Source organism: Aeromonas molluscorum 848 (genome assembly GCF_000388115.1).
In the GTDB taxonomy this organism is placed as follows: domain Bacteria; phylum Pseudomonadota; class Gammaproteobacteria; order Enterobacterales; family Aeromonadaceae; genus Aeromonas; species Aeromonas molluscorum.
In genome coordinates, this window is the sequence record NZ_AQGQ01000040.1 from 1 (window position 1) to 26248 (window position 26248).

The 26248-nt window shown below is 52.5% G+C and carries 19 protein-coding genes and 1 pseudogene; 6 read left to right on the forward strand and 14 right to left on the reverse strand.

The window, feature by feature from the left end:
* Window positions 1–48: 48 nt before the first annotated feature.
* Complete coding sequence (locus tag G113_RS08035) at window positions 49–993, reverse strand: D-2-hydroxyacid dehydrogenase (protein ID WP_005898581.1); 945 nt, start codon at window positions 991–993, stop codon at window positions 49–51.
* A 161-nt stretch (window positions 994–1154) separates the two neighbouring features.
* On the opposite strand from G113_RS08035, the gene G113_RS08040 reads away from it, so the two are divergent.
* Window positions 1155–1736, forward strand: a complete 582-nt coding sequence (locus G113_RS08040; RefSeq protein ID WP_005898583.1) for a YjaG family protein — start codon at window positions 1155–1157, stop codon at window positions 1734–1736.
* Window positions 1737–1796: 60 nt separating this feature from the next.
* Here G113_RS08040 and G113_RS08045 read toward each other — a convergent pair whose 3' ends face one another.
* Window positions 1797–2267, reverse strand: a complete 471-nt coding sequence (locus tag G113_RS08045; protein WP_005898585.1) for a MarR family winged helix-turn-helix transcriptional regulator — start codon at window positions 2265–2267, stop codon at window positions 1797–1799.
* 161 nt (window positions 2268–2428) lie between these two features.
* Between G113_RS08045 and G113_RS08050 the strand changes: the two genes are divergently transcribed.
* Window positions 2429–2956, forward strand: a complete 528-nt coding sequence (locus G113_RS08050) for a hypothetical protein (RefSeq protein WP_005898586.1) — start codon at window positions 2429–2431, stop codon at window positions 2954–2956.
* 9 nt (window positions 2957–2965) lie between these two features.
* Window positions 2966–4566, forward strand: a pseudogene (locus G113_RS08055) (BCCT family transporter).
* Window positions 4567–4667: 101 nt separating this feature from the next.
* Here the strand turns inward: G113_RS08055 and mutS are convergent.
* Window positions 4668–7229, reverse strand: coding sequence for a DNA mismatch repair protein MutS (gene mutS, locus G113_RS08060; protein WP_005898588.1), 2562 nt, complete (start codon window positions 7227–7229; stop codon window positions 4668–4670).
* A 211-nt stretch (window positions 7230–7440) separates the two neighbouring features.
* Between mutS and G113_RS08065 the strand changes: the two genes are divergently transcribed.
* Entirely contained in the window at window positions 7441–8799 is a 1359-nt protein-coding gene (locus G113_RS08065; protein ID WP_005898590.1) for a tyrosine-type recombinase/integrase, read from the forward strand.
* A gap of 205 nt (window positions 8800–9004) precedes the next feature.
* On the opposite strand, the gene G113_RS08070 is transcribed toward G113_RS08065, so the two are convergent.
* The gene (locus G113_RS08070; protein WP_005898592.1) at window positions 9005–9922 is read right to left on the reverse strand and encodes an IS5-like element ISAs15 family transposase; all 918 of its coding nucleotides are present in this window, start codon (window positions 9920–9922) and stop codon (window positions 9005–9007) included.
* A gap of 793 nt (window positions 9923–10715) precedes the next feature.
* Between G113_RS08070 and G113_RS20495 the strand changes: the two genes are divergently transcribed.
* Window positions 10716–10913 (forward strand): helix-turn-helix transcriptional regulator, encoded by a 198-nt coding sequence (locus G113_RS20495; protein WP_083940364.1) that lies wholly within the window; start codon window positions 10716–10718, stop codon window positions 10911–10913.
* A gap of 193 nt (window positions 10914–11106) precedes the next feature.
* On the forward strand, window positions 11107–11922 hold the full coding sequence (locus G113_RS08075) for a hypothetical protein (protein WP_005898593.1): 816 nt from the start codon (window positions 11107–11109) through the stop codon (window positions 11920–11922).
* A 117-nt stretch (window positions 11923–12039) separates the two neighbouring features.
* On the opposite strand, the gene G113_RS08080 is transcribed toward G113_RS08075, so the two are convergent.
* The 10 genes from G113_RS08080 to G113_RS08120 form a co-directional block, all read right to left on the reverse strand.
* On the reverse strand, window positions 12040–12768 hold the full coding sequence (locus tag G113_RS08080; protein WP_005898596.1) for a M48 family metallopeptidase: 729 nt from the start codon (window positions 12766–12768) through the stop codon (window positions 12040–12042).
* Window positions 12765–15875: a type I restriction endonuclease subunit R gene (locus G113_RS08085; RefSeq protein ID WP_005898599.1), complete on the reverse strand. Its 3111-nt coding sequence runs from the start codon at window positions 15873–15875 to the stop codon at window positions 12765–12767. The genes G113_RS08080 and G113_RS08085 overlap by 4 nt, the downstream gene beginning before the upstream one ends.
* Window positions 15876–16357: 482 nt before the next feature.
* On the reverse strand, window positions 16358–16627 hold the full coding sequence (locus tag G113_RS21590; protein WP_201764991.1) for a hypothetical protein: 270 nt from the start codon (window positions 16625–16627) through the stop codon (window positions 16358–16360).
* A gap of 126 nt (window positions 16628–16753) precedes the next feature.
* Complete coding sequence (locus tag G113_RS08095) at window positions 16754–17446, reverse strand: hypothetical protein (RefSeq protein WP_005898601.1); 693 nt, start codon at window positions 17444–17446, stop codon at window positions 16754–16756.
* Window positions 17439–18629, reverse strand: coding sequence for an AAA family ATPase (locus G113_RS08100; protein ID WP_005898603.1), 1191 nt, complete (start codon window positions 18627–18629; stop codon window positions 17439–17441). The genes G113_RS08095 and G113_RS08100 overlap by 8 nt, the downstream gene beginning before the upstream one ends.
* 91 nt (window positions 18630–18720) lie before the next feature.
* Window positions 18721–20733 (reverse strand): GmrSD restriction endonuclease domain-containing protein, encoded by a 2013-nt coding sequence (locus G113_RS08105; protein ID WP_005898605.1) that lies wholly within the window; start codon window positions 20731–20733, stop codon window positions 18721–18723.
* Window positions 20723–21433: a DUF7834 domain-containing protein gene (locus tag G113_RS21595; RefSeq protein WP_201764992.1), complete on the reverse strand. Its 711-nt coding sequence runs from the start codon at window positions 21431–21433 to the stop codon at window positions 20723–20725. The genes G113_RS08105 and G113_RS21595 overlap by 11 nt, the downstream gene beginning before the upstream one ends.
* Before the next feature lie 72 nt (window positions 21434–21505).
* Window positions 21506–22102: a DUF262 domain-containing protein gene (locus G113_RS21600; protein WP_201764993.1), complete on the reverse strand. Its 597-nt coding sequence runs from the start codon at window positions 22100–22102 to the stop codon at window positions 21506–21508.
* On the reverse strand, window positions 22099–23481 hold the full coding sequence (locus G113_RS08115) for a restriction endonuclease subunit S (RefSeq protein WP_005898607.1): 1383 nt from the start codon (window positions 23479–23481) through the stop codon (window positions 22099–22101). Before G113_RS08115 ends, G113_RS21600 begins: the two co-directional genes overlap by 4 nt.
* On the reverse strand, window positions 23481–25940 hold the full coding sequence (locus G113_RS08120; protein WP_005898608.1) for a type I restriction-modification system subunit M: 2460 nt from the start codon (window positions 25938–25940) through the stop codon (window positions 23481–23483). Before G113_RS08120 ends, G113_RS08115 begins: the two co-directional genes overlap by 1 nt.
* Window positions 25941–26248 lie beyond the last annotated feature (308 nt).

Below are 26248 nucleotides of genomic sequence, written 5' to 3' on the forward strand. Positions count from 1 at the left end.
TTTTTTATTGTGGCTGACACGCCAGGTCAGCCGGTCTGGGCTTGGGGCTTAGTAGCCTCTGTCGAAGTCGATACGCCCATCCAGAGGCTGACCGTCGATGAAATGGATGTAGTTGCGCACGAAGATCTGGGCCACGTCTTCGGGAAAGCTGTAGGCGCTGTTGTGGGGCGTGATGATGAGGTTGGGGGTTGACCAGAGCGGACTGTCGGCGGGCAAGGGCTCTTGCTCGAACACATCCAACACGGCATGGGCCAGCTTGCCGGCAGCCAGGGCATCGAGCAAATCCTGGGTGTGGATGGCCGTGCCGCGACCGACATTAAACAGGATGGCGTTCGGCTTGCAGTGTTCGAAGCGTTCCCGGGTGAACAGATGACGGGTCTCGCGGGTTGCTGGCAACACGCTCACTATAACATCGCTCTGGCTCAGTAATCGATTCAGCGCGGCCAGCTGGTACACCTCATCAAAGCCAACGCGCTCGTGGCCACTGCGACTGACCCCGAGCACCCGCATGCCGAAATGCCGACCGGTCTGGGCGATATGCTGGCCTATGCTGCCGGTGCCAAGCACCAGTAGTGTCTTGCCCTTGAGTCCCTGATAGGGATGGCTCTGCCAACGTTGCTGCGCCTGTTGCTCGCGGTAGCAGGCGAGTTGACGGGTCAGGCTGAGCAGGTAGCCGAACACATATTCACTCATCAGGGGGCCGAAGATGCCACGCACATTGGTGAGTTGATAATCGTGGCGACAGTCGTTGCCCAGCAGTACATCCACCCCTGCGTAGCTCGATTGCAGCCAGCTCAGCTTGTTTGCTCGTGCCAGCAAGGGTTTGGCGCGTGCAGGCTCGGCGAGCAGAATATGAGCCTCGCCGATGAGGGACTCGGCTTCACTTGGGTTGTCGGCTCGCAGGATGCGAAGATGAGGCAGACGCGCGGCCTGCAACAGACGCTGGTAGTGGGCATTGTCCTGACTGAGCAGTAGCAGGGTTCGTTGGCTCATTGGCGAATTCCTCATAAGGCAGGCGGCGAGGGAGGGGAGGCCGCTCTTTTCATCTTACCCGACTTGTCAGGGCAACAAAGTCGACCAGCTCGCTTTTTCGTTTTCGCCGCGTCCCCCCGTGGGCTACAATCTGCCCCACATTTTATGAAGGATCTCCTGCCGTGTTTGGTGACAAGTTTTATAAGCGACTGGCCGAGTTACAACCTTGGCAGCAAACCGTCTATACCCTGGCTCTGGCCGAGCGTATGTATCCGAATTATGCCTTGTTCGCCCAGGCCTCGGGTTTTGGTGATGCCAAGGCCTATCGCCACGCTCTGGATCAGATGTGGAGCTACCTTACGGTCAAGGGGTCTCGCGTCAATCTGGGGGCTATCCTGGAGGCGTTTGAGGTCTATATTCCCGAGCCAGGCAAATTCGAATCCTACGGTGCCTATCCTGCACTGGATGCCTGCGTGGCCCTGGGCTGTGCCTATAACTCGGTGATCTGCCGGGTTGGCGAAGAGGCAATGGATGCCAGCCACGCTTCGGTCGGTACGGTAGCGGGTTTCATCGAACTGCTGGAAGAGCGCGATCTGACCGAAGAAGAGCTCTATGAGCACGAGTATATGGAGGCGGAATTGGAGTTCCAGGTCGAGCTGCTCAAGCGGGTCGCCCATGAGCGTGACAGCGACCGGATCCTCGCCATCAAAGCCTTCGCGGCTCAGGATGGTGTATCCAATATCGGTATCTCGCTGGAAGAGTAAGACGCTTGCGCGATGAGATTGCAAAAAGCCCCCGTCGGGGGCTTTTTGCATATATGTCACTCAGTCGGTGAGTGAATTCACGCTCAGCACGGGGGCGGCATCTATCCCGCTGGCATTCATCATGTGGGAGATGCGTTGCAGCGAAGAGAGCAGCAGGGTCTGCTCCCAGACTTCCAGCGACTGAAAGCGCTGAATAAAGTGCACCTGCAAGGGCGTCGGAGCCTGAGCCAGCAGCAGTTGACCCTGCTCGGTCACAGTGGCATGTACCTTGCGCTTATCGGTCTGACTGCGGATCCGTTGCACCAGACCACGACTCTCCAGCCTGTCCATGATGGTCGTGGCGGTGGCCTGACTCATATTGGTGTGGTTGGCCAGCTGGCGCATCGAGATCTGCCCCAGCTCATTTATTCCTTTGAGCAGCAATAATTGTGGTGCCGTTAGACCCGCCTCCTTGATCAAACGCTTCGAGTGCATATCGATGGCTCGAATGATTTGGCGCAGCGCGACCAAGACTTCATCATGTTTTTCCATGGTATCAGACCATTAAAGAGGCGTTGTAGGGTGCGGATTCTCGGGCCAATCAACACTTGGGTCAAGAGGCCTATGTGTCATTTAGTTTCAGCTCAAAGCATTTTCGTGGTATTTTATGCGGCCTTTACCAAATTTAAACCTGATATTTGAGGAACAAGATGATGACAAACGATCTGGACATCAAGTCTCTGGTTACCGAGTTAACCGTGGTGCGCGTGCGCTACGAGTTGCCCGACACCTCTGCTTTCATTCGTTATCAGCCCCGTTACGATGAAGACCCCAACACCCTCAAAGTACACCACTATGATGGTGAAATCCCCCTCTCCTGTACCAACACCGGCCGTTTCACCCTCAAGGAGCTGGTCAACGAGATGCGTTATGCCTATGTGCTGGTGCATCTGTTCCCCAATGAGAGCGCCATGAATTTCTACCTCTCTGGTCTGGATAATGGTTTGGCCCAGCTCGAGTTCATTGGTGGTAGCTATGATTTCAACCGCCTCTGGATCAGTAGCGGTATCTCCAATGTAGGCATCCCCATGGCTATCTTCCTTGGCAAGCGCCATGCGGTTAATGGTCAGCCTTCAGTCAGCTTGGTCGACCATCGCGATGATAGCGCAGGCAAGCTGGTCTATCGCGCCATCGGCGGCGCCGGCGATCATGTCGGTGAAGACTTTTACAATCAAGACTAAGGAGGGTCAATGAGAGCGACCAAAGGGATATTCAAAGGCCTTAATTCAACCATGGCGACCACGGCCCTGACTGTGATCACCCTCTTCCTGCTATTCGGGGTCTTCGATCCCGATACGGCGGCATCCTGGTTCAGCGGCGCCAAAGACACCATCATCGCCAGCTTCAAGTGGTATTACATCCTGGTGGTGGCACTCTTCCTGTTCTTTGCGATCTATCTGATGTTCAGCCGCTTTGGCAGCATTCGTCTGGGGGATGATGATCAGGAGCCCGAGTACGGTTATTTTGCCTGGTTCTCCATGCTGTTCAGTGCAGGCATGGGCATAGGGTTGGTGTTCTGGAGTATTGCCGAGCCGATGTTCCATCTGCAGGCCAACCCCTTCATCGAGAAAGGCATGACCCCCGAAGCCGCCCAGGTCGCCATGCGGGTTACCTTCTATCACTGGGGCCTGCACCCCTGGGCCATCTATGCGATCGTCGGCCTCTCTCTGGCGTTTTTCAGCTACAGACGCAAGCTGCCACTGGCCATTCGTTCCGTGCTCTACCCCCTCCTGGGTGACAAGATCTATGGTTTCTGGGGCCATGCCGCCGATGTGCTGGCCGTGTTCGGTACTGTGTTCGGGGTTGCCACGTCCTTGGGGTTGGGGGTTGCCCAGATGAACACGGGCCTCAATCAAATGTTTGGCATGGCCGTTTCCCAGACCAATCAGCTGTGGCTCATCGGTGGTATCACCCTGGTTGCTACCCTGTCGGCAGTCTCTGGGGTAGGGCGTGGGGTCAAGATTTTATCCGAGCTCAACGTTTGGCTTAGCATTCTGATTTTGCTGGTGTTTGTGTCGATGGGGCCGACGATTTATATTCTTAACTCCTATGTCCAGAACATCGGCGACTACCTGCAAAACCTCGTCAAATTGAGCTTTTGGACCAATACTGAAGCCAATGGCACCTCTTCCTGGCAATCCTCCTGGACCGCCTTTTACTGGGGCTGGTGGATAGCCTGGGCACCTTTTGTTGGTATGTTTATCGCCCGTATCTCCAAGGGGCGCACCATACGTGAATTCGTCATGGGCGTGCTGTTGGTACCCTCCTTGCTCGGCATGTTCTGGCTGACGGTCTTTGGTGGCACCGCCATTCATCTGGAGTTGTTCGGTGCAGGTGGTGTGGCAGAGGCAGTCAATCAGGATGTGACCCAGGCGCTCTACAAGACGGTGGACATGCTGGATTGGGGCAGTGTGGGTCTGATTGCCAAGGGCATCCTGACCCTGCTGATCTGCACCTACTTCATCACCTCCTGTGACTCGGGCACCCTGGTGATTACGACGCTGCTCTCTATTGGTGAGAGTGAGCCGCCGATACGTCACCGCGCCGTCTGGGGCATAGGTCAGGGGCTGGTTGCTGCCATCTTGCTGATGTCGGGGGATTGGCTGCCTTGCAGGCCGCCAGTATCATCGCCGCCTTGCCCTTCTCGGTGATCATGCTGGCCATGTGTTACTCGCTGATCCTCGGTCTCAAGCAGGAGAGCCAGCATCAGGTTGAGTACCGACAGAACCTCAAACGACATGATGGCTCTAGCTATATGAGCCTGAAAGAGCGTATAGGCCCGGGCACCTGATGATGCCCTGGTGCCTGTGAATGCAGGCATCTCATCCAAAAAGGGGAACCCGACGGGTTCCCCTTTTGTTTGCGCATGCGCCGCCCGGCGCAACGCGGCTGTCAGACCAGTTGTTTGAGGCGATAGAGCAGATCCAGTGCTTGGCGGGGAGATAACTCATCCGGGCGTATCTGTGCCAACTCCGCCACTGCCGGGTGAGGCAGTGGCAAGGGCTGTAGCGGAGGTGTGCTGCCGCCCTCCGTACCTGCCACCAACGGAGTGCCACGCTCCAGTTCGGCCAGCTTGTGGCGCGCCTGATGGATCACCGATTTGGGCACGCCAGCCAGGGCTGCGACTTGCAGGCCGTAAGAGCGGCTGGCCGCCCCTTCCTGCACCGCATGCATGAAGGCGATGGTATCGCCGTGCTCCACCGCATCCAGATGGACGTTGGCGAGATTGGGCAGCAGTTCCGGCAGCTTGGTCAGCTCAAAGTAGTGAGTGGCAAACAGGGTGTAGGCCCCTATCTGGCTGGCCAGCTGCTCGGCGCAGGCCCAGGCCAGTGACAGGCCATCATAGGTGCTGGTGCCGCGACCTATCTCGTCCATCAGCACCAGGCTCTGGGCGGTGGCATTGTTGAGGATATTGGCGGTTTCAGTCATCTCCACCATGAAGGTGGAGCGGCCCGAGGCGAGATCGTCCGAGGCGCCGATGCGGGTAAAGATGCGATCTATGGGGCCGATGCGGGCGCTGTCAGCCGGAACATAAGCACCAATGTGCGCCAGCAGCACGATGAGGGCCGTCTGGCGCATATAGGTAGATTTACCCCCCATGTTGGGACCCGTGATGATCAGCATCTGCCGATCTTGCTTCAGATTGACCGGGTTGGCGATGAAGGGATCCTTCATCACCTGTTCCACCACGGGATGGCGTCCCCCTTCGATCAGGATCTGATCCTCGTTGGTCAGGGTGGGGCATCGGTAGTTGAGGGTCTCGGCTCGCTCTGCCAGGTTGGCCAGTACGTCCAGCTCGGCCAGGGCGGCGGCAGACTCTTGCAGTTCGGCCAGATGGGGCAACAGAGTATCGAGCAACTCTTCATAGAGTCGCTTCTCCAGGGCCAGGGCACGACTCTGGGCGGTCAGTATTTTGTCTTCATACTGCTTGAGCTCATCGATGATGTATCGCTCATTGTTTTTAAGGGTCTGGCGGCGGATGTAGTGGGCCGGCACCAGATGGCTGTTGGCCCGGCTCACCTCGATGAAGAAACCATGCACCCTGTTGTAACCCACTTTGAGGGTGTTGATGCCGGTCTCCTGTTTCTCCCGCTCCTCGATGCGGCCCAGTACGGCGGTGGCGCCATCGGCCAGATCGCGGATCTCGTCGAGTTCGCCATTGAAGCCCTCGCGAATGACCCCGCCATCGCGAATAAGTACCGGAGGGGTCTCCATGATGGCCCGCTCCAGCAGATCCAGCAGCTCCGGGAAACTGGCTGCGCGATCGCGCAGTCGCTGCACTGCTTCGTGCTGGCTGCCCGCCAGTAAGGCTTGCAGATGCGGAAGTTGGGAAAACGCCTGACGTAACCGAGTCAGATCCCGAGGACGGGCGGAGCGCAGGGCGAGCCGGGCCAACACCCGCTCCATGTCGCCAACCTGGCGCAGCAGGGCACCCAGCTCATCATAGAGGTTTGCCTCGATCAGTTCAGATATGGTGCTCTGGCGACCGCGCAGCAGCACCCGATCGCGGATTGGCTGATGCAACCAGCGTTTGAGCAACCGGCTGCCCATGGGGGTCTGAGCGCGGTCCAGCACCTCGGCCAGGGTATTTTCGTAGCCACCGGCCAGATTCTGGGTCAATTCCAGGTTGCGACGGGTCGCGGCATCCATGATGACGGCATGATCAGGTTGCTCTAGCCTTACCCCGCGAATGTGGGGCAGGGCTGTGCGCTGAGTATCCTTGACGTACTGCATCAGACAGCCGGCGGCGCACAGGGCTATCTCGCTCTTGTCGACACCAAAGCCGACCAGATCCTGGGTACCAAATTGCTGGCAGAGCAGTTTGCGGGCCGTGCCCAGTTCAAACTCCCACTCGGGGCGGCGGCGCAGACCGCGGCGGCCGGTGATGTGGTGCATGAATTCGAAAGATTCCGGATGGAGCAACTCGGCCGGGTTGGTGCGTTGCAACTCGGCCAGCAGCGTCTCTTCCTTGTCGAACTGGTTGATGAAGAAACGGCCCGAGCTGATATCCAGGGTGCCAAAACCGAACTGGCGACCATCGTGATAGACGGCGGCGATCAGGTTGTCCTGGCGTTCATTGAGCAGCGCCTCGTCGGAGACGGTGCCCGGGGTAACGATACGGATCACTTTGCGCTCGACCGGCCCCTTGCTGGTGGCCGGATCCCCCACCTGTTCACAGATGGCGGCCGACTCGCCGAGTTGCACCAGCTTGGCCAAATAGCCTTCGATGGCGTGATAGGGCACCCCTGCCATGGGAATGGGGGTGCCGGCGGATTGACCACGCTTGGTCAGGGAGATGTCGAGCAGCTGCGCCGCCCGACGGGCATCGTCATAGAAGAGTTCGTAGAAGTCGCCCATCCGGTAGAACAGCAGTATCTCAGGGTTCTCGGCCTTGAGGCCCAGGTACTGCTGCATCATAGGTGTGTGTTGGTGGAGATTATCTATTGCTGGCATGCGGTTGGCTCGCTACAAGTGCTGAATATAAAAGGTTTTTATGGGGGTTGCTGTCTCTGTCTTGCTGCGAGCGTCTCACAAAATCTCTCTCAATCGCAGATGAAAATGTAGGTTGAAATGTAGGTTTCTGTTTCGTAGTCTACAGGGACATCGAGCCTATGCATGCAGCCAAGCTAGCCGCGTTGTATGCATCAACCATATGGAGGCGGTTATGCCAGCAGATAAGGGTAACAAACCCCTGTCCTACAGAGCAATTGAAGTCATGAAACCCTCAGATAGCGATAAGGCTGACAATGGTGTCAATAGAGGGCTGCGTGTTACGTGTGGTAAGACCGGTAAAAAGACATTTTTCTATCGTTATACGAGCCCAGTCACAGAAAAATTAATTCAGATGTCACTCGGCGTGTTCCCCACAATGTCATTGGATCAGGCCCGTATTAAACTACAAGAGCTCAAGTTAATTAGACAACAGGGTAGGTGTCCAGCTACAGAGGAGAGGGTAGCTACGCATGAGCTTAAACAGAAGGTGAAGAATGAAAAGATTGCTGAAACATTTACTATTCAAGCGATGATAGAGCTTTATTTGCAGAACTACATTGAAGATCAGGTGTTGCCAAGTGGTACTGTAAAAAATGGCGCAAGAAAGAAGAAAGGTCAGAATGAGACCAGGCGAACTCTTTATGGGGACGCAGTCCCTAAGATTGGCTCAAAACTAGCCTGCGATGTTAATCGGCAAGATATTATTGATCTTGTGATGTCTATTGTGAATCGAGGTGCTAACGTTCAGGCAGGAAATGTACTGCGTGAAGTTCTTGCAGCATATGATTATTCAATGGGATTGGGTAAGTTTGATGATCAATTCATCAATCCTGCACTCCAGGCAAAAGTGAGTTTAGCTAGAACAAAGGTGAAATTGACCTCTAAAAAAGGTAGCCGATTTTTTAGTAACGATGAACTTAAAATATTTTTGACTTGGTTGCCAAGTTCAAAATTTACTGATGTGCAGAAAAATATACTTAGAATGACTCTGTGGACTGGATGTAGAACTGGGGAAATATGTGAGGCTGCTTGGCGTGACATAGACCTTAATGAAGGTGTTTTCTATATTAGAGAGTCTAAGACCGGTGTTGCAAGAGAGGTTCAACTTCCGCGTCAATGCATTGATTTTCTAAAAACAAACAAAGTGGGAAATGAACTTTATTTATTTCCATCACAGAGGACCGGCCGGCCAATCAAACAAAAGCAGTTGACAGAAAGTACTTGGGTGATGAGAGAGGCCGACTTGATGCTAGATATTCCTAGATGGACCCCTCATGATCTCCGACGTACGGTTAGAACGGGCCTTTCTCGTTTGCAATGTCCTACAGAAGTTGCAGAGGCTATTCTTGGTCACACGAAGAAAGGGTTAGTCGGTACATATGATCTTCATCAGTACACCGAGCAAAGTCGAGAGTGGTTGCAACGTTGGGCAGACCATTTGGATGTTTTATTGTGTGCGGAGAAACAGTTAGGGGAGTCACATCAAGGTGCTAGCGCTGGCTATACGCATACAACTGTCACGTCGGCATAGAATGTAAGAGCTGTCTATTCCCTCCGATCTTTGACGCCGATTCTGATGGAACGTGAACACCTATTCCTGACCAACGCGAATACTCATTCCGGTTCAAGTTGGAGAGCTCAGGTGATCACGTTGGTTGGAATGACAGTTCCACTTGGCTGGGCGTTGTTGCCCAAATCAGCCATTAGGCCACAACTTCCCCAGCCCCAGGTGATAGCTACACTTGGGGCTCTCTAACCGGCAAACCAAGGACATTCAGCTTGTTCATCGCACACACGTAGGCCATGATCTCTCCCACTTGTCCGTTGTAGTTACGTAGACTGATTTTTCCCGTCATCAATTGTTTGAACCTATACATCGCCGTCTCGGCCAATGAGCGCCGATGATACCCGGACTGCTGCTTCCAGTGAGTCAGCCCCTCCTTGCGCATCACCAGAACAGCTTCATTGCGTGGATGCCCCTTTTCCCATAAACCGGCATTCTTGCGCGGCGGAATACAGGCCTTGGCTCCTTTGCGCTTTATCAGTTCATGGCAGGCCTTGGTGTCATATGCGCCATCGGCATACACGGTCCCAAGTGCTCGGCGTAGCGGATTGAACAGGGTCGGCAACACCTCGGCATCATGAACATTTTCCAACGAGGCCTCGGCTGCCACGATGTCGTGGGTCGCCGGGTCCACCGCCAGATGCAATTTGCGCCAGACCCGGCGCTTGTCATAGCCATGCTTTCTGACCTTCCATTCGCCCTCGCCAAACACTTTCAAGCCGGTGGAATCGATAACCAAATCGGTAACCTTGCCCTTGGGTGGCTGGCGGTATGCCACCTTCACAGTACTGGCGCGCTTGCTGACACAGCTGTAGTCGGGGGCACACAACGGCACATTCATCAGCTCGAACAGTGAGTCGAGCAGGCCCTGTGTCGCCCGCAGGGAGAGGTTGAAAATGCCTTTGAGCATGAGAAAGGTACAGATGGTCTGGTCGGTGTAGAGGGCGCTTCGTCCACGTCGGCCATGATGTTCTTGATGGAACCAGTTATGAACGACATTCTCATCAACCCAGAACGTTAGCGAGCCGCGTTTGACCAGGGAACGGTTGTACTGTGACCAGTTGGATATGGCGTGAAGCGACTTGCCCATGATGCTGATTTGAAGAGGGATTTGGTGATCAGATCAGCGTCTCCACCATAAGTTCAATTCAGGTCACTCTGATTTGGGAAACAACGCCACTTGGCTGTAATACGCCGTACGCCCGAGCTGGCTCATCGAGCATCGGTTTTTGATGCAGTGCACGATTTGCGGCTTGCTTGGATCCTGTAGAACTGATCGCTCTACGTCCCTGACACCTTCATGCAGATAGCCGGTTGACCTTTGGTAGTGTGGTCATAACAACCTACTGTGAACGTTGTCGGGCGCGGTTCCTCGTCTGCGAGCTGGAGGGTCACGAAAGGCCAGTTGGCCAGTTGCAACGTTCGTTACAACGTTCAGATAGAAAACCCATTGTTTTACATGTGATTTTTGTCGTGCGTGTGCACGCAATGATCAAACGTTCCCCTATAACGCGCGTTATTCGCGCGTGCGTCTATTCAAAAAACGGACAACGTTGCCACTCCTTTGAGTCTGAGTTCTTGCGCGCTCATTGAGCGATATCGTGCGTCATGCGCGCGCCTCAATTCAAAAAAATGAACAATGTTTCGAAAAAATCGACAACGTTGAGTCTAAATGCAATCCGAATACATTCGCGTTTACCAGGCGGTATCGTGCGCTGTAGATGTGCAGCGCTGTTCAAAAAGTAGCGCTCGTGATTCTTTATGGCACCTCCTTGTACTCGATACGTCGTTCTGAACGACGACATTGAGAGCACAAGTTTCATCATGCTTTCGCTGTTCTCGAAATCTGTAAATGACCTTTGACTATTACAAAGGAGTCATTTATGAAACACGAAACATGTTTGCTGAATCTGGCCGAAGTTATCGAATGCTGCACAATTTCTCGCGCAACAATTTATCGCTTGATGGCGCAGGGAAATTTTCCGAGATCAGTTCAGCCGAAAGGTTGTCGTCGAGTTGCATGGCGTTCCTCTGATATACAAGCATGGATGAATGCGCTGCAATACACCCGCACAATATAAACACTCTGTTCTTGTTAAGAGTCAGTCTAACAATCTCACCTGTTCATCTGAACTACTAATCACGATACGTCATTGACAAGTAAGCGCAGCCACATCGTAACAGTATCAACAGCGAGCCGCCATGAATCTAAATGTTGTGAGTTGCTGACGAAATGGCTTCAACTATTCAATTATAAATTACCAGGTGTTAAAAATGAAAAATTTCCTTCGCGCCAAAGCGTGCGCACCATTGGCTATCAAGTCACTACTTCCAAAATTTGAGACGGCAGATGCGTGTAACAGAGAGAAGCAACTAAGAATAAAAGCTCTCTCTCGTTCAAGGTTGATAAAGGCTCAGGAGCTTGCAGAAAGACTATCAGACTGTGAGGATGATAAACCTTGCTTTAGCTTTGCCTGCCCTGAATGCGTAAGGCGGTTGCGAGTCAAAAAGATAAGCCAACTGGCACTTTTCTGTGAAGACTATACAGAGTGGAAGGTTGCAACGTTCATTTACTATGATGGGATGGTTCGCGATTTAATGTACCTGAATATCGGGCGCCTAAAAGAGAGACTTCGCAAGCAACTGCAGCGTTCAGGTGTAACGAATATTGTGATAGGATTTCTTGAGATGGATTATCATACAGAGTATCGACGTTGGTTGCCCCATTTTCACCTCCTAGTCAGATGCCAAAACTCCCATTCTCCAGAATGGGAGGCGCTGCGGGGATTTTTTAAAGAGCAACAGATACCAAGCAATGTTCACATTCGAACACGTAGGCCTGTTTTGTTTCAGGACCTCAAAGATCCGGTTGAACAAGTGGCTTATATTTGTAAGGTTATGTGGCAGGAAGTGGAGTCGTATTATGATGCCAAAGATCGTAGGAGAACAAAAAAATATCGGTTGTCAAACAGCAATTTTGTCGCTGCATTACTGAAGCTGGGCCCATTGGAATTATCTGATTTGGAGTTCAAGCATAAGGTACGGCAATTCGGAGCAACGTTGAAGGAGTCTGTCCGTGGTAAGAAATGACACTTTGCTATTCCATGCTGTTAGATTATTCCTACAGTGCCATAGAACTATAATTTAGCTATATTAGGTGGCTAACACTACTCATCAGGCTGCGTTCTTGGTTTGCAACCTGATGAGTTAGTGGCTGTCACGCTTCCACGTATCATGTCCTAACGGCAGGTCTTTTAATAACGCACGGCTTTCACGCCAGTTGGGAAGGTGATGATTCATCAGCGCTTCGAACCGGGCATTATGATGCCGCTCCAGCAGGTGGATCAGTTCATGTACCAGGATGTATTCGAGACATGTCACAGGTTTTTTGGCTAGTTCAAGGTTGAGCCAAATTCGGCTCGTCTCACGATTGCATGTCCCCCATTTTGTCTTCATTTTTTTGATGCCCCAGTGTTGTAACTGGGTACCAAGAATGGGCTCCCACAAGGCTAAGAGAGCAGGAACTCGTTGCTTGAGCTGAGCGCGATACCATTCTGTCATCACCAGATTACGGTTATCCAGAGTTGTACCTGGATTAACAAACAGGGCAAGCTTTCGGCTTCCCTTGATGAGAACTTCATGGCGGCCAACACGCTCAATTACCTCGAGCCGGTAACGTTGACCCCACAAGTGATGGCTTTCCCCGCTGACTAACTCGCGTTCGCTTTGGCGGGGCTGCGCTATAAAATTTCGCTGTTGTTGTTTAATCCAGGGTAGCCGACGAATGATGGCCACCCTGATAGCCGTCTCACTCATGGCAAGGGGGGCCGATACTCTCACTTTTCCATCCGGAGGCAATACATCAAGATGCAGGTGTTTGATCGCTTTGTGATGTAGCTCGATTGTCAAAGGGCCAATTTGTAAGGTCGTACTCAATGATACTCCTGCTGTGCTTTGACTAGCGTCATGACCTCTGTCACATCGATATCATAGCCTTGCACCTCTTCACGAATGGCATTAGCCAGTTCCCGCTCCTTGAAACGATCGCCTAGCCACTCAGCCTTTTTGGTGTAGCGAATGGCGGCGTCCAGCTTTGCTACTAGCACTTCATCTTGGCCAAAGTTGTCGAACAAGGCTCTTTTTGCGTGGGTATCGACAGATTCAGGATAGTGCTGATGGCTTTGTCCACCAGGATTAACCACCTGCTTGGCCAGTGCCAGTACCTGTTCCAAGTAATCCTGGTACTCGAGAGCTTTCTTGCGGCGGAGCTTGATTAGCTCATCGAGTAGCACAGACATCTGTTCGTAATACTTGGGGTTTACTGGATTTTCATCGACGATGGTTTTGCGAATGTTGTTCTCTATTGCCTCGGCCATGGCTTCGGGATCCTTCTTGATCCCTTCTGGCAGAGTATCAAGGGCGGCAGTTCCCTTGGCGTTGATGAGCTGCAGCAAACCACGATCATCAAAGTCGATCAGAAGTTCGCTGTCATCGGCGCGGATATACATATCGAGCAGGGCTCGCATGGCAGGTTCATACTGCCGCATATCCAGATCATCACCACTGGCAATCTTGATCTCATCGCGGACCTTCGCGTAATGAGCCACCTCGGTTTTGATATCTGAGGCTTGTTTCACTGTATACCCTGCTGCTTCCATCTCGTTGGCAAGGTTCATGTAAGCTCGAAGCAGCTTGGCGACACTTTGATAAAGGGTTAGGCGCAGTGCCTCTTTTTCCGGCAGATCACGGCTGTTAGTGCCCGACGTCCCACAAAAATAGTGAATGTAGTCAGCCGTGTGGCGAGGCGCTAGCACTGGTTCGCACAACCCACGAACCATTTCCAGGGCGTTGTCCAAATCTTCGCGTGCAAGGGTTAGCCTGTCTTTGAGTAAACCAGCCACATCCTCCTTGTCATAACCATCAAACGCTTCGCCGGTGTAGTCACTGATCGCCTTATCAAGCGACTTGAACAGGTCCTTGTAGTCGATTATGTAGCCATACTCTTTGTCATCACCATCGAGTCGATTGACCCGGCAGATTGCTTGAAAGAGGTTATGATCTGCCATCTGCTTATCGATGTAGAGATACGTGGCAGGGGGGGCATCGAAGCCAGTCAGTAGTTTGTCTACAACGATCAGCAGCTTCATTTGCCCCGGTTCTTTGATAAACCGAGCCTTGACTAGCTTCTCAAATTCCTCGACTCGACTGGCTGCGGCGTCTTCTCTCTGTTCAAAGAAGTCAGCCAGCATCTTGCGATAGGTCTGATATTTAAACAGCATCTCCGTCAGACCGGCACCACTAGCCTGTCCCTTGATACTTGCGGCCGTGGGTTGGTAGCTGGTTACGATTGCGCACTTACCCGCGAGTTCGGTTTTGCTAAATAACTCATACAGGGTGCAAGCCTGATGGATACTGGCACATACCAAAATGGCATTACCATGACCATCTTTCAAACGGGGGCGCTGGCTCATGTCCAGCAGGATATCCATCATGATCTTCTCCAGCCGACTCTTGCTGGAGAGAAGCTTCTGCATTGACCCCCACTTTTGTTTCAATTGAGTGCGAGCCAGGTTGGAGATCCCCGATGTTTTGGCGGCGAACCACTCATCAATCTTCTTCTCGGAGGTGAGATGTTGATCGATATCCCTGGCCTCGTAGCGAAGATCCAGCACCACTCCATCCCGGATGGCCTCATCAAACTTGTAGGTATGAATGTAAGGGCCAAAAATCTCGATGGACTTTTGCTTGTCTTTTTTCATCAATGGAGTGCCCGTGAAGCCGAGGAACATGGCCTCTGGTAAAATGCGCTTCATGGCCTCATGCAGTTTGCCTGACTGAGTGCGGTGGCACTCATCGACAAACACAAACAAGTTTCCTTTGGGGTTGAAGTCACTGGGCAAGCAGCGGGTCAACTCCGCAATGTAGTCGTCAGCGTCTTCATATTGATCCGGTTCGGACTGATCTTGCTCCCATTGGCGGCCAAATTTATGTACCAAGGAACAGAGTAACCAAGGGGAAGTCTGGTTTAGCGTGGAGACCAGATCAGCACCGCTCTTGGTGCGGTAGATGGTCTCTTCCACCCCGTTGAAGACCTTCTCAATCTGTTCATCGAGCTCGGTTCGGTCAGTGATAAGCAGCACTCTGGCATCGGTCACGTTCTCGCGAATCCACTTCGCCAGCCACACCATCGTCAAGCTTTTACCTGAGCCCTGGGTATGCCAAATGATGCCCCCTTCGCGTCGCGCGATATGCCGCTTAGCGGCCTCAATACCGAAGAATTGGTTATGCCGACAGGTCTTTTTCACCCCGGCATCGAACACAATGAAGTCGTGGATGAGCTGTAGAAAACGCGGCTTGTTGCATAGCTCCATCAGATGATTATCAAGGGGGCTCTCATAGACACCTTGTGAATCTGATTTCCACTCCAGCCAATACTTTTCACCTGTCCCAATGGTGCCGTAGCGTAAACCTTGGGTATCGTTACCGGCCATGACCAGTTGCATAGTGGTAAAGAAGTTGCGGATGAAGTTCTTCTCTTGGTTATCCAGATTCTGCCGAATGCCTTCGGATACCGAGACAGTAGAGCGTTTGAGCTCAATCACGCCGAGCGCAATGCCATTGACGTAGAGCACAAGATCGGGGCGCTTCTTGTTCTCCCCCTTGATGCTGACCTCTTCGGCAATGGCAAAATGGTTGTTTTGTGGGTGCCGCCAGTCGATGAGCCACACAGTCTGATTCTGTTCGCCAGCGCCAGTCTTATCCTTGATGCCGTAGCGCAACAGGTTGTAGACATCCTTGTTGGCGTAGTAAAGCGTCTTGCCTTCACCCAGGGCACTTGCCTGATCCAGTTGGCGCAAGGCCCGCTTAATCAGAGCATCATTGACGCCACGCTTCTCGAGCCAGGGGGTCAAGATCGACACCTCAACGTTGCGATTGTTGTCGCGGTGGTGCCAGCTGCCAAGGTACTCCCACTGCAACTGATCCTGGAACAGTGTGATGACTCGTTGCTGAGTGACCAGCTCTTTTTGACCCACTTTACCCATAGGACGTCTTCCATTTGAACCATTGGTTGGCGATGGTTGTATGCATCCAAGACTGGGAACCACGGCTAACCTGTATTACGCGATGACATTGTCCACAGCAGGGCCTGCACTACAGGCCCTTGTTCCAGAAATTTGGGAATGCAGACAAAGGTTTAACTCTTGATTAGAGTCAGGCAAGACTACCAGATTTGGATAAGAAGTGTGTCCGGTTAGAGAGCATTCGATCAGTGATATGCAGGGAAGCTCTGCTGCAAGCGGGTCAGGGCAATGCGCAAGCTCTTGTCATCGAACAGTCTGGCTTTACGTTGCGCCCACTTCCCACCCTTTGGCCAACGGATAAGCCCTTCACGTAGTGCCTCTACGGTGGGTTCACACCCCTCTTGGTTTACCATCCAGTCAACGGTTGCGAGCAGCTCCATCCCATAGGGTGATTCAAATCCATCGATAAGCGCAGCTGCCTGTTCCAGGGTGGGTAAGTAGTCTTACGCCTCGGTATGCAAATAGGTGGTGAGTAGCTGCTTCTTGTCATCATTGAACCAGATGACATCGAACGGTTTACTGTCAGGGTTCCGCTTATCTGACTTCAGATAACTGCCGTCCATTGCATTCAGCAAGTGGGTCAGGTTATTGGCATAAGGCCCATAATGGTGTGCAGTGAAGTGCAGTTGCAATGGGTCTTGTGGTGCCGTTTGACTAATACAACGTTTCAGAAACCATGCGAGATTTTGAATCTCAAGCAGGCTGCACTCCATGCCAAGAAACTAGTAGCGACGTACCAACTCGGCAAGCAAGGCAAGGGCCGGTGTGAGATGCTCGCCCCCGGTACGCATAGTCATTATTCTTAATCTCCAACGCTTGGTGAGCTGGCTATGTACTAGCTAGATAGCCGCCAGCACTGCATCTTCAAACACCTGAGCCTGACTACATATGGTCTTTACCGCTTGCCAATTGGCCGTCAGTTGTGGAGCCTTCAAGCGATACTCGCGTGGCGTTTTTCTGATTTTGTCTACCTTCGGGAGTTGTGCCAGCCTATCTTCGACTGAGGGGTCGCATTCAGCATTCCCTAATAAGCGATGAGTTGCAGATAACACCGCTGCTGCCAACCAAGTACCGGAAGATTGCGCCGGTAAGCATGGCAAACTGTGCTGCCCGAATGTGGCTGGCATCAACCAGCTTTCCAACACAGATTGCAACTCGCGGCAGGTGTCTGCCACTGGTGGGCAGACTTGGGCGCAAGGTAGCACCCTCCAGCCAGACGCTTGCGCCAATGCCTCAACCGTTGGCCCACAGTTGCTGTACTCCTTGGCCGCCACATCAACATCGAGGTGGATGATCAGTAAGTCATATCCGGCAAGGGTAGGCTCCTGATCGATAGGCCCAGCATGGCGCTGGCTGGCGGCATGACACCACTTGAGCACGCCGCCCCAGCCGCCGCCCATCTCTGGCTGCGTTGCTTCGGGTTGCAATTGGGTCATGATAAAGGTGTTTGGCAAAAATGCCTTGAGCGCAGCCTCGATAATCACATAATCCGTTGGTCCTTCTGCCACCAGAGCAATCCGCAGATCAGACATTTGGCACCGCCCCCAGATGCCCCATCAGCCACAGCCGCGACAATGGATATTCCTGATTCAGGCTCTGCAAAGCAGGCGTCAGTTCGATACGGCGAAAGCAGGTCAGACCGTTGCTATTGCGCTCTACTGCAAACAGACGGGTTTCGGGATCGGTCAGGTCCAGTCCATCCAGCACGGCGGGATTGTGTGCCGTAAACAGCAGTTGGCGCTGAGGATCCTGATGCTGCAACCACCTTGACAGCTGCTTGGTCAAGCTGGCCACCAATCTGGGGTTGAGGGCCTGATCGAGGTTATCAATGGCAAATACCTTGGGCGATTGTGGTAACAGGCACAAGGCCGCCGTAAACAGCACATACAAGGCTCCTTCGCTAGCATCATAAGCTGTCAGTTCGTTACGGCTCTTCTGCATAAAGCGATCGGTAAACTTAAGCAGATGTTTGCTTCTTGGCACCTTGGGTGAAAGCAGAGTCCCCGCTTGAGAGGTGATAGTAACATCGGCCACCCAGTCAATCAGCTCCAGCACCTCTTCCAATACGTCCTCGCCTCGCTCTCCCTGGTCCTCCAAATGGAGTTGTAATAGACCAAAGGCCTCGGCCAGCAGGCCTCCATTGAGTCCTATTGGGCGTCGTGATTGAAGATCGGGTGAGATCCCGCGCAGCGTTGGTGTATTTGGGCAATAGATAGCGTATTCCTGCAGCGCTCGCATCAATTGAGCTGCCGGATTGGATTCTTCCAGCTCAACCATTTTGAGTGCGGCTAAGCCAGCCTGTGGATTCAGGTTTTTCCTGTTCCGCACCCCATCGGCAATGATCTCGTCGCTGCCATCAGAGAGGAACTCAGTTTTGTAGATCCAAGAAGGCTCTGGCGATTCCAGCGGATTAAGTAGTGAGACTCGGTAGCACTGACCAAGCTCCCCAGATACACTGATGCCGATATGGGCCGGGGTACGTTCGCTTGCAAAGGAACTCTTGTAGAGGCGGGGGACGCCAGCGCGCACACCTCGGCGCAACAGACTTTCGTCATCCACCACCCCGTTGGCTGCAGCTCCAAGCACCCCGAGTGCCTCAAGAAGATTACTCTTGCCCACTCCATTGGCGCCGATAAAACAGTTCACCCGTCCCAGCTCGATGGGCTGATCTAGCATCAGAGACTTGAAACCATTAACTGCTAGTTTGCGAATCATTATTTCAACCTTGTTCTACAAGATACTTACGAAACATCATACATTGGCCAAATGTTGATATTTAACTCATTTGATGCTTCTGATCTCATTTTCAAATACGGTTCAAAGAGGCTTCTAGCACATTCTTCATTTCCGCCTCATGTTTTTTCATCAGTTCAATGTTCCAGTCATCTGACTCCATCATCAAATATTGTTTAATGCTGTCGATGACCCCACCTACATAGTGCTCCTTTTTGGCTTTGGGCAAGGAGTCACTTAGGCGTGAATTTTTCTCATGGCTAATCAGGCAGAGATTGCCGAATGCGTTGAGGTGCTCATTTGGCCAGGGCTCATGTCCTCTAGGATGCTGCGGGTAGTAGTGCTCCACCGAACTGCGGGAGGTGAATTGAAAGCTAGCAATGGTGCTATTTTTGTCAACGGATCTCCGATTCCTTTGCCACAGGAGATAGTCGAGGAAGTTAAAGACTAGATTATTCTCTATCTGCCCGTAACAGAGGCGCTGTTTCATCACCCCCCTGTCGATCTGATCTTGCACTGTTCGAGACTGACTTTCCTGCCGATAGATCATATCGAAATAGTCGGCCCCAGTGTCAGCCAGGAAGCGGTCGAAAACAAACGCCTTGGCAACCGACTCCAGATACGCCAAATAGTCAGTGGCTTGTATCGGTTGCTGCGCATAATTGAAGAGCCAGTGAAGTGCAGCATTGAGCCAGTGCTTATAGACCATGGTCGGTGCAGAGACATGAAAGGCGGCCAGCAACATCAGCAGTTGCCGATTTATGTCATCCCCACGCTTTTCATCACCAAATGAGTTCAGGTAGTAAGCTTTTCCGCTACTCTCTTGCTTGTAGCTTTTCAGGCTCCAGCTTCCATTGCTTGTGGGAGATTCCCGTTTTATAACACACGAATCAAACAGATACTTGCAGCGCAGCAAGGCAAAGGTGAATGCTTTTACGTTATCGATGGCTTGCGCCGTGGTAATCACTCCCCGCTCTTGGTCACCACGAAGCAGATAGTCGTCAAAAATATCCAGCAGTTGTTTGTCATCAAGGGGAATATCCTGTTTGAGCAGGATACGCAGCACATGCAGCAGGAAATTCGGGAAGTTGATCACCGAGTGGAAGCGTTCCGCGCCATCATCACCAAGTCGCTCTGTGTGTTTGCCCACCGGCTGTTGAATCAGGGCCTCAAGACTCAATGAAATTGGTGTATCCATCACTGCAGCTTGCCCATCCCCAAGCTGCTCACTCAAAGCGTCAAAGCTATCGACGCACAGTTGATGCCACTCTTGACCAAACAATTTCGACCGCTCGGTGGTGGTAAAGCCAGCCTGCACATACTTGTCGATATTGGCGCAAGCGTCCCACACCTTATGCAGAGCATACTCGCTACTGGCTTTTTCAATCGGGTCAGGGATTTGATTCATTACCGCCAGCAAACGGGCTTTAAGCACCTCATGTTTTACGAGCTGCTCACCGCGACTGTTCATCACCTCGAAATAGTGATTGAGATCTGTCTTTGGCGGCACTGGGACCCGGAGGATCTCGACGTGGTTTAGCAGATACTCCGCGAACGCGGTGGGACTGACATCACGCGCCTTCAACTTATTTATCAGCACGTTGTGAATTATTCGGTAACCGCGCAGGATGGTGTCATTGATCTCGGTAATACCCGTCAACTGAGGTGGGTTACCTTCCAGTTGGCCATTGAACAGTGCAGAAAGGGTTTGGCGGGAATGCTCGCGGCATTCGAAGTCGATATTGGGTTGACGATACCAGTCGAGTTCAACACCGAGCGATCGCCCTTGATTGCGTAAATAGGTTACCAACAACGACAGCGTTGTCAGTCGTTGCTGGCCATCGATCACTTTATATATCGCTCGATCGGCCTCACTCTCCCGTGCGGATACCACCAAGGTGCCGATATAGTAGCGCTTCCTCTTGGGCTGATAGTCGAGCACATCCTCAATCAGCTGGATTATCTCGGCTTCTTCCCATGCGTAGTTGCGCTGATAGATAGGGATCAGATAACTCACCTGCTCCTCTGGCTGGGTGTTACCCAGCAGCTTGCCCACTGAGAGAAGGGTGATCATCTCATCGCTCATCGAGATACCCCATTTTGTTAAATAGTGCTTTCAATTCATCAATCTTGGTGCCATTAACCTTGGTCACGGTCGGCACTTCATATTGCAAGAACAGCTGGGGATTAGTCGCCTCACGTAACACCTTGAACATATTTTGTCGCCCGACCACATAGTTATCCATACTGGCCAACTGCACAGAATACATATCAAGGCGTAAGGCATAGGCCCAGATAAAGATCTTCTCTATCGCTTTGGAGAGGTGCGTGGCGCCGAACTTGTCGAAGTAGTAGAGCAACAAACAATCGAACATTGTTCGCACATAGCGATCACCGGTACGATGGCGGCCCTGGTAATCGGCAAGCACCATAAGTATCTCGCGGGCATAGCCCTCTAGCTTATAACGTTCCATCAACGCTGAACCGTTAAACAGAAATGTCAGCCCCTGATAGTGCTTAATCATCTCGAAGAAACGACGACCGTTGATAATGGTTTGATCCAGCTGAAACGGAAACGCCATATGCAGTTCATCAACCTTGTTATGAACTATCCGCAACGCTGAGACGCAAGGAAAGGCTTCGCTGTTGGCCAGATTAACCCCTTTGAATAGCGCCACGTCATCCTTGCCAAAGTAACGGGCAGGTTTCCCTGTAATCCAACGTCGAATGCGATAAAGATGTTCACCAAACAGGGCTTCTAATACATCCCCATTACTATTTTCCAACTGGATACGGTGGCAGTTTTAAGCGGCTCATCCAACGCTGAAAATTCTCGTAGATGGAAAGCCTTGAGCAAATCATGGGGGGTCCAGATCTCGTCCGCGTGCATTTTGTGAATCAAAAAACTGGAATGCTTCTGAGATATCAAACAGCGTCACCTGTACCAGTTCACAGCGGTTTAGCAGAAAGCCGATCAGTTTCTCATCAAAATCGGCGCGCGCAACCCGCCTGCGGATCACCTGATAGTTCTCACGGATATTGTGTTGTGACACTGTGTTAGTGAAATCGGGATGTATCATGCTCGATTTCAGCGTGTTCAACTGCTCTCGCAGGTTAGGGTCGGTCAGTACGGCGAGTTTCTCATTGAGTAGTGCATGAAGGATTAGCAGCAGTGTGATGGTCCGTTGCTGACCATCGACAATGTCCCGGATACGCATGCCCGCTCCAGTATCTTCCTGAGAGGGGCGCTCATATAACACTAACGTACCCAATCGATAAGCATCTTTTTCTTGGTGTAAGGCCAGATCATCCAGCAGTTGCTCGACATGTCTGGTCGTCCACTTATAGGGACGCTGGTAAGGCGGGATCACCAACGTGGGGTCAGCCAATAACTGGCGGACCTTGATCACCTTGTACTGCAAGGTGTGGGGATGGGTTACTGATACGGCTGTCATTCAACCTGTTCCACAGGCAGGCGGATACGGCCGGTCAGCAGTTGCTGCATCATTCCCTGCTTCACATCACGGGCCTTGGCCAGCTTCTGCTCCAGCTCAGTAAGCTCGCTATCCATATCAGAGAGGACGTTGGCAATGGCGGATTGTTCAGTCTTGTCTGGGAAGATGACTTTCAACCTTCTTATAATCGCAAGATTCAAACCTCCACGCCCACCATCTCCCGTAGACAGTTCCCTTAATTCTTCATAGCGACTGTCGAGATTGTAAAAAAGAAACTCGGGACAATGTTCAGCTGATGGGAAAACAGATGCTATTGACTGATTGGTACAGAGCGGTATTTTGGCTATTGCAACAGTTCCGCGAGTTTTTCCCTGACCAGCAAGACCTATCAATACTGAGTCTGCAGGAACATACTTGGTACTGCTATTACCTAATCCTTCATCGGTGATTCGTACTGAGACATCAAACACTCTTTTTAGATGTAGTTCGCCGGAGCTCATCCAAGGATGTTCCCCTCCCCAATATGAAGCGATTGAAGTGCTAGGAGTACCACCTGCAGTACAGTCAGTGAATTGGATGATCTGCTTTATTTCCCAATCCTCCGGAATATCTCCCAGTTCGCTGGATTTATAGCCTTTGGGGGTGCCGTCGGGGCGCAGAGCGAACTGCGGCAGGCGGGTACGGCCGGTCAGCAGTTGCTGCATGGTGGCGGTCTTGATGGCCTGCTTCTTGGCGATCAGCTGTTCCAGGGAGCATATCAGCACATCGGTATCCGACAGCACATTAGCAATGGCGGTTTGTTCTTTTTTATTCCCAGAACACACAGCATAGAAACTTTGAATTCCTTTAACTGTTAATTGTGGCTGAGCACTACCGAAGGACATTCTTTCAATTTGAGAAAAAAACACACTTGAGCGAAGAAAACAATACAAATATCCAACGTCAATACTATTGCTACTTAACCTAATCAAAACCATCCCAGAGTTTATTCTTAAGTTATCAAAAGGAACATTATTGTCGTATAGTGAAAAATTCCCAACTGTTCCTCTCGTTGTGAGAACGATGTCATTTCTAGCCAGCTTTCCATTTCTTAATGAACGATCTTTATTTTGAGTGATGAAAACTAATTCATCGAAGACAAAACCAGACTTTGTAACATTGGCCGCGCTAAGAAAACCGCAATACCCGTACGATTGAAAATCAGTAGATGTTGGATAATTACTGCCTCTGTCACCATCAATAATTGAGCAAATATCTTGAAGACTAACTACGGACCAATCTTCCGGAATAACCCCCACCTCAGTCTGCTTATAACCCGCCGGAATAGTCTGCTTGGCGGCCATTTTATCTGCTTTATGCTGCATCATCTGTTCCACCATTACGCCCACTCCAGCCCCATTGCCTTAAGATGGGCCGCCACCTTGGCCTCCAGCTCGCTGACGTTTTTGGTGAGCTGTGGCAAGGAACTGCTATAACGCTCTTCAAGCTCCTTGACCCGGTTAGCAAGCTGCTGGGTAACCCGCTCAATCTCGGCTTCCAGCGCCTTACACAGGCTCGCCTGCCACTTGTCCTCCACCAGCAGGGTTTTGATCTCGTTATCCTGCAGCTTGGGGTAATGAGCAAATACCGCTTTATCGAGGGCGTCGCAGGCCTCCTTATGGGCCTTCTTGGCGCGGGTCTCGGCGTCGAACAGCTGCTGCGCCTGCTTGAGCACTGCCAGCTCCTCCTTGTCGGTGGCGGCCTTGATGCGGGCCTTGACGCTGACAGCGGTCACCTTCTCCTTGTCGTTCATCGCCTCAACCAGACCGCCCTCTTCCCCGCTCTGCTCCTCGATAAAGCTCTCCAGTGCCTGGCTCGCTTCATCCTGCGCGGCTTGCAGGGTATCGAGCTCTTTTTGCTCATTGGCAAAGAAGCGGGCCACCAGCAAGGCGGGTGGGAGCAGCTCCGCCTTGTACTTGGCCTTGCCAATCACCAGATCCGGGCTCTCTTTGATCTTCTCGCCCTTGTCGGCAATCAGCTCGCGCAGCACCCGACCCGCCGGCCAGCCATCCTGAGAGAGCACATAGAGATCGTCTTGCAGTTGGTTCTGCCAGTAGTCCATCAGCAGCTGATAGATGGCGTAGGGGTCGAGCAGCTCACCGGTCGCCTCGGCGCTCGCGCGGTAGTGCTCAAGCAGTGCTTCACTCACCTCGTCGATCAGCGCCTTGGGCGAGTCACCCTTGGCAAACTCGCCGAACTGGCACTCGCTAAACCACTGGGCAAACGGCGCCAGCGCCGCCTGTTTGAAGCGGGCAAACTCCTCACAGGCCAGTATGGTGCCCTTGACCTTGGCGGCGGCTACCCGCGCCTCACTGTAACCGGGACGCCGCGGGGCAAACAGGGTAGCCTTGAGGGTCGGGAATACCCGCCAGTAGGAGCCAAGCGCCGCGATATCGCGCTCGGGGATCCCCCCTTGCAGGTGACCGGCCAGATCGTGCATGTCTTCCCCTTCGCTGCCATCGATATAGCGCGGGATATTGAGGTTGTAATCGTTGCGGGCGATCTCGCCAAGCGGTACCCAGCGGCTGTAACCCTCCAGGGTCAGGCCACGGGTGAAGGTGTCGACAATCTTGTGGATGTCCTGCTCGCGCAACCGGTTCTTGTTGCCGTCTTTGATAAAGCCGTTGCTGGCATCGATCATAAACAGCCCTTGCTCATGGTCAGCCAATACATTGAAGGCGCGGGTGTGGGCGCTCTCTTTGTCGATGACGATGATGCAGGCGGGAATACCGGTGCCGTAGAAGAGGTTGGCGGGCAGACCGATGATCCCCTTGATATAGCCTTGTTTCAGCAGGTTCTCGCGAATACGCGCCTCGGCATTGCCGCGAAACAGCACGCCGTGGGGCAGGATCACCGCACCCTTGCCGGTGCTGTTGAGGGACGCCAGAATATGAAGCAGGAAGGCATAGTCACCGTTCTTCTCGGGCGGGACCCCCCAGTGAAAACGATTGAAGAGATCCTTGTCGGGATTCAGGCCGTTGGTCCAGTTCTTGTTCGAAAATGGGGGGTTGGCCACGGCAAAGTCGAAGCTCTTGAGGCGATCATTGCCCTCTTTCCACTGAGGATCGGTGAGGGTATTGCCTTTCCAGATCTTGGCGGTGGTGTTGTCGTGCAGGATCATGTTCATCCGCGCCAAGGCACTGGTGGCATTATCCATCTCCTGACCATAGATGGTGAGGCCCCGTGGGGCTTCATCACTGGCTTTGAGCAACAAGGACCCTGAGCCACAGGTGGGGTCGTAGACGGTAGCATCTTGCGATGTCTGTTTGTTGATGCCGACCACTTTGGCCAGAATGCGCGACACTTCTGCCGGGGTATAGAATTGCCCCTTGGATTTGCCCGATTCGGTGGCAAAGTGACGCATCAGGTATTCGTAGGCATCACCCAGCAGGTCATCACCATCGGCACGGTTGGCGGAGAGATCCAGCCCCTCAAAAGTGGCCACCAGATTGGTGAGACGATCCACCATCTCTTTGCCCTTGCCGAGCTTGTCTTCATCGTTGAAGTCCGCCACATCAATGACGCCCTTCAGATCGTTCTCTTCAGCCAGTGCCGCAATGATCTTGTTGATGCCATCGCCAATCTCTTTGTTGCCCTTGAGTGCGACCATATCGTCGAAGCTGGCGCCTGCGGGTACAACGATCATGCCGTAGGGGTTGCCCTTGTACTTGTCGGAGACGTACTTCATAAACAGCAGGGTCAGCACGTAATCCTTGTACTGGGAGGCGTCCATGCCGCCACGCAGCTCATCGCAGCTGCTCCACAAGGCGGAGTAGAGTTCGTTTTTTTTGATAGCCATAGGAGAGATACCGCAGGAGGCAAGAAAGAGTTGCGGGGATTCTACCTTTGTCGTCGCAGGCGATAAACCAAGAGTGTCACGCTTGGGCGGGTTTTGTGAGGCGGCGGGAGTTGCGAACGTTGCAAACGTGATGGATGTGGACGACGGTCAGTTGGTCGCGCTTAAGCTCCGTAGTGTTTTATCCTGTTGGCACCCTGTGACGACCAACAAGGAATCCAAGGGAGCATTTTGATACCATCGCGCCCCTTTTGGAATCAAGTGTCGCCAAGGATGACCCCTTACATGCATGCCCCACAAACTGAGTCTGG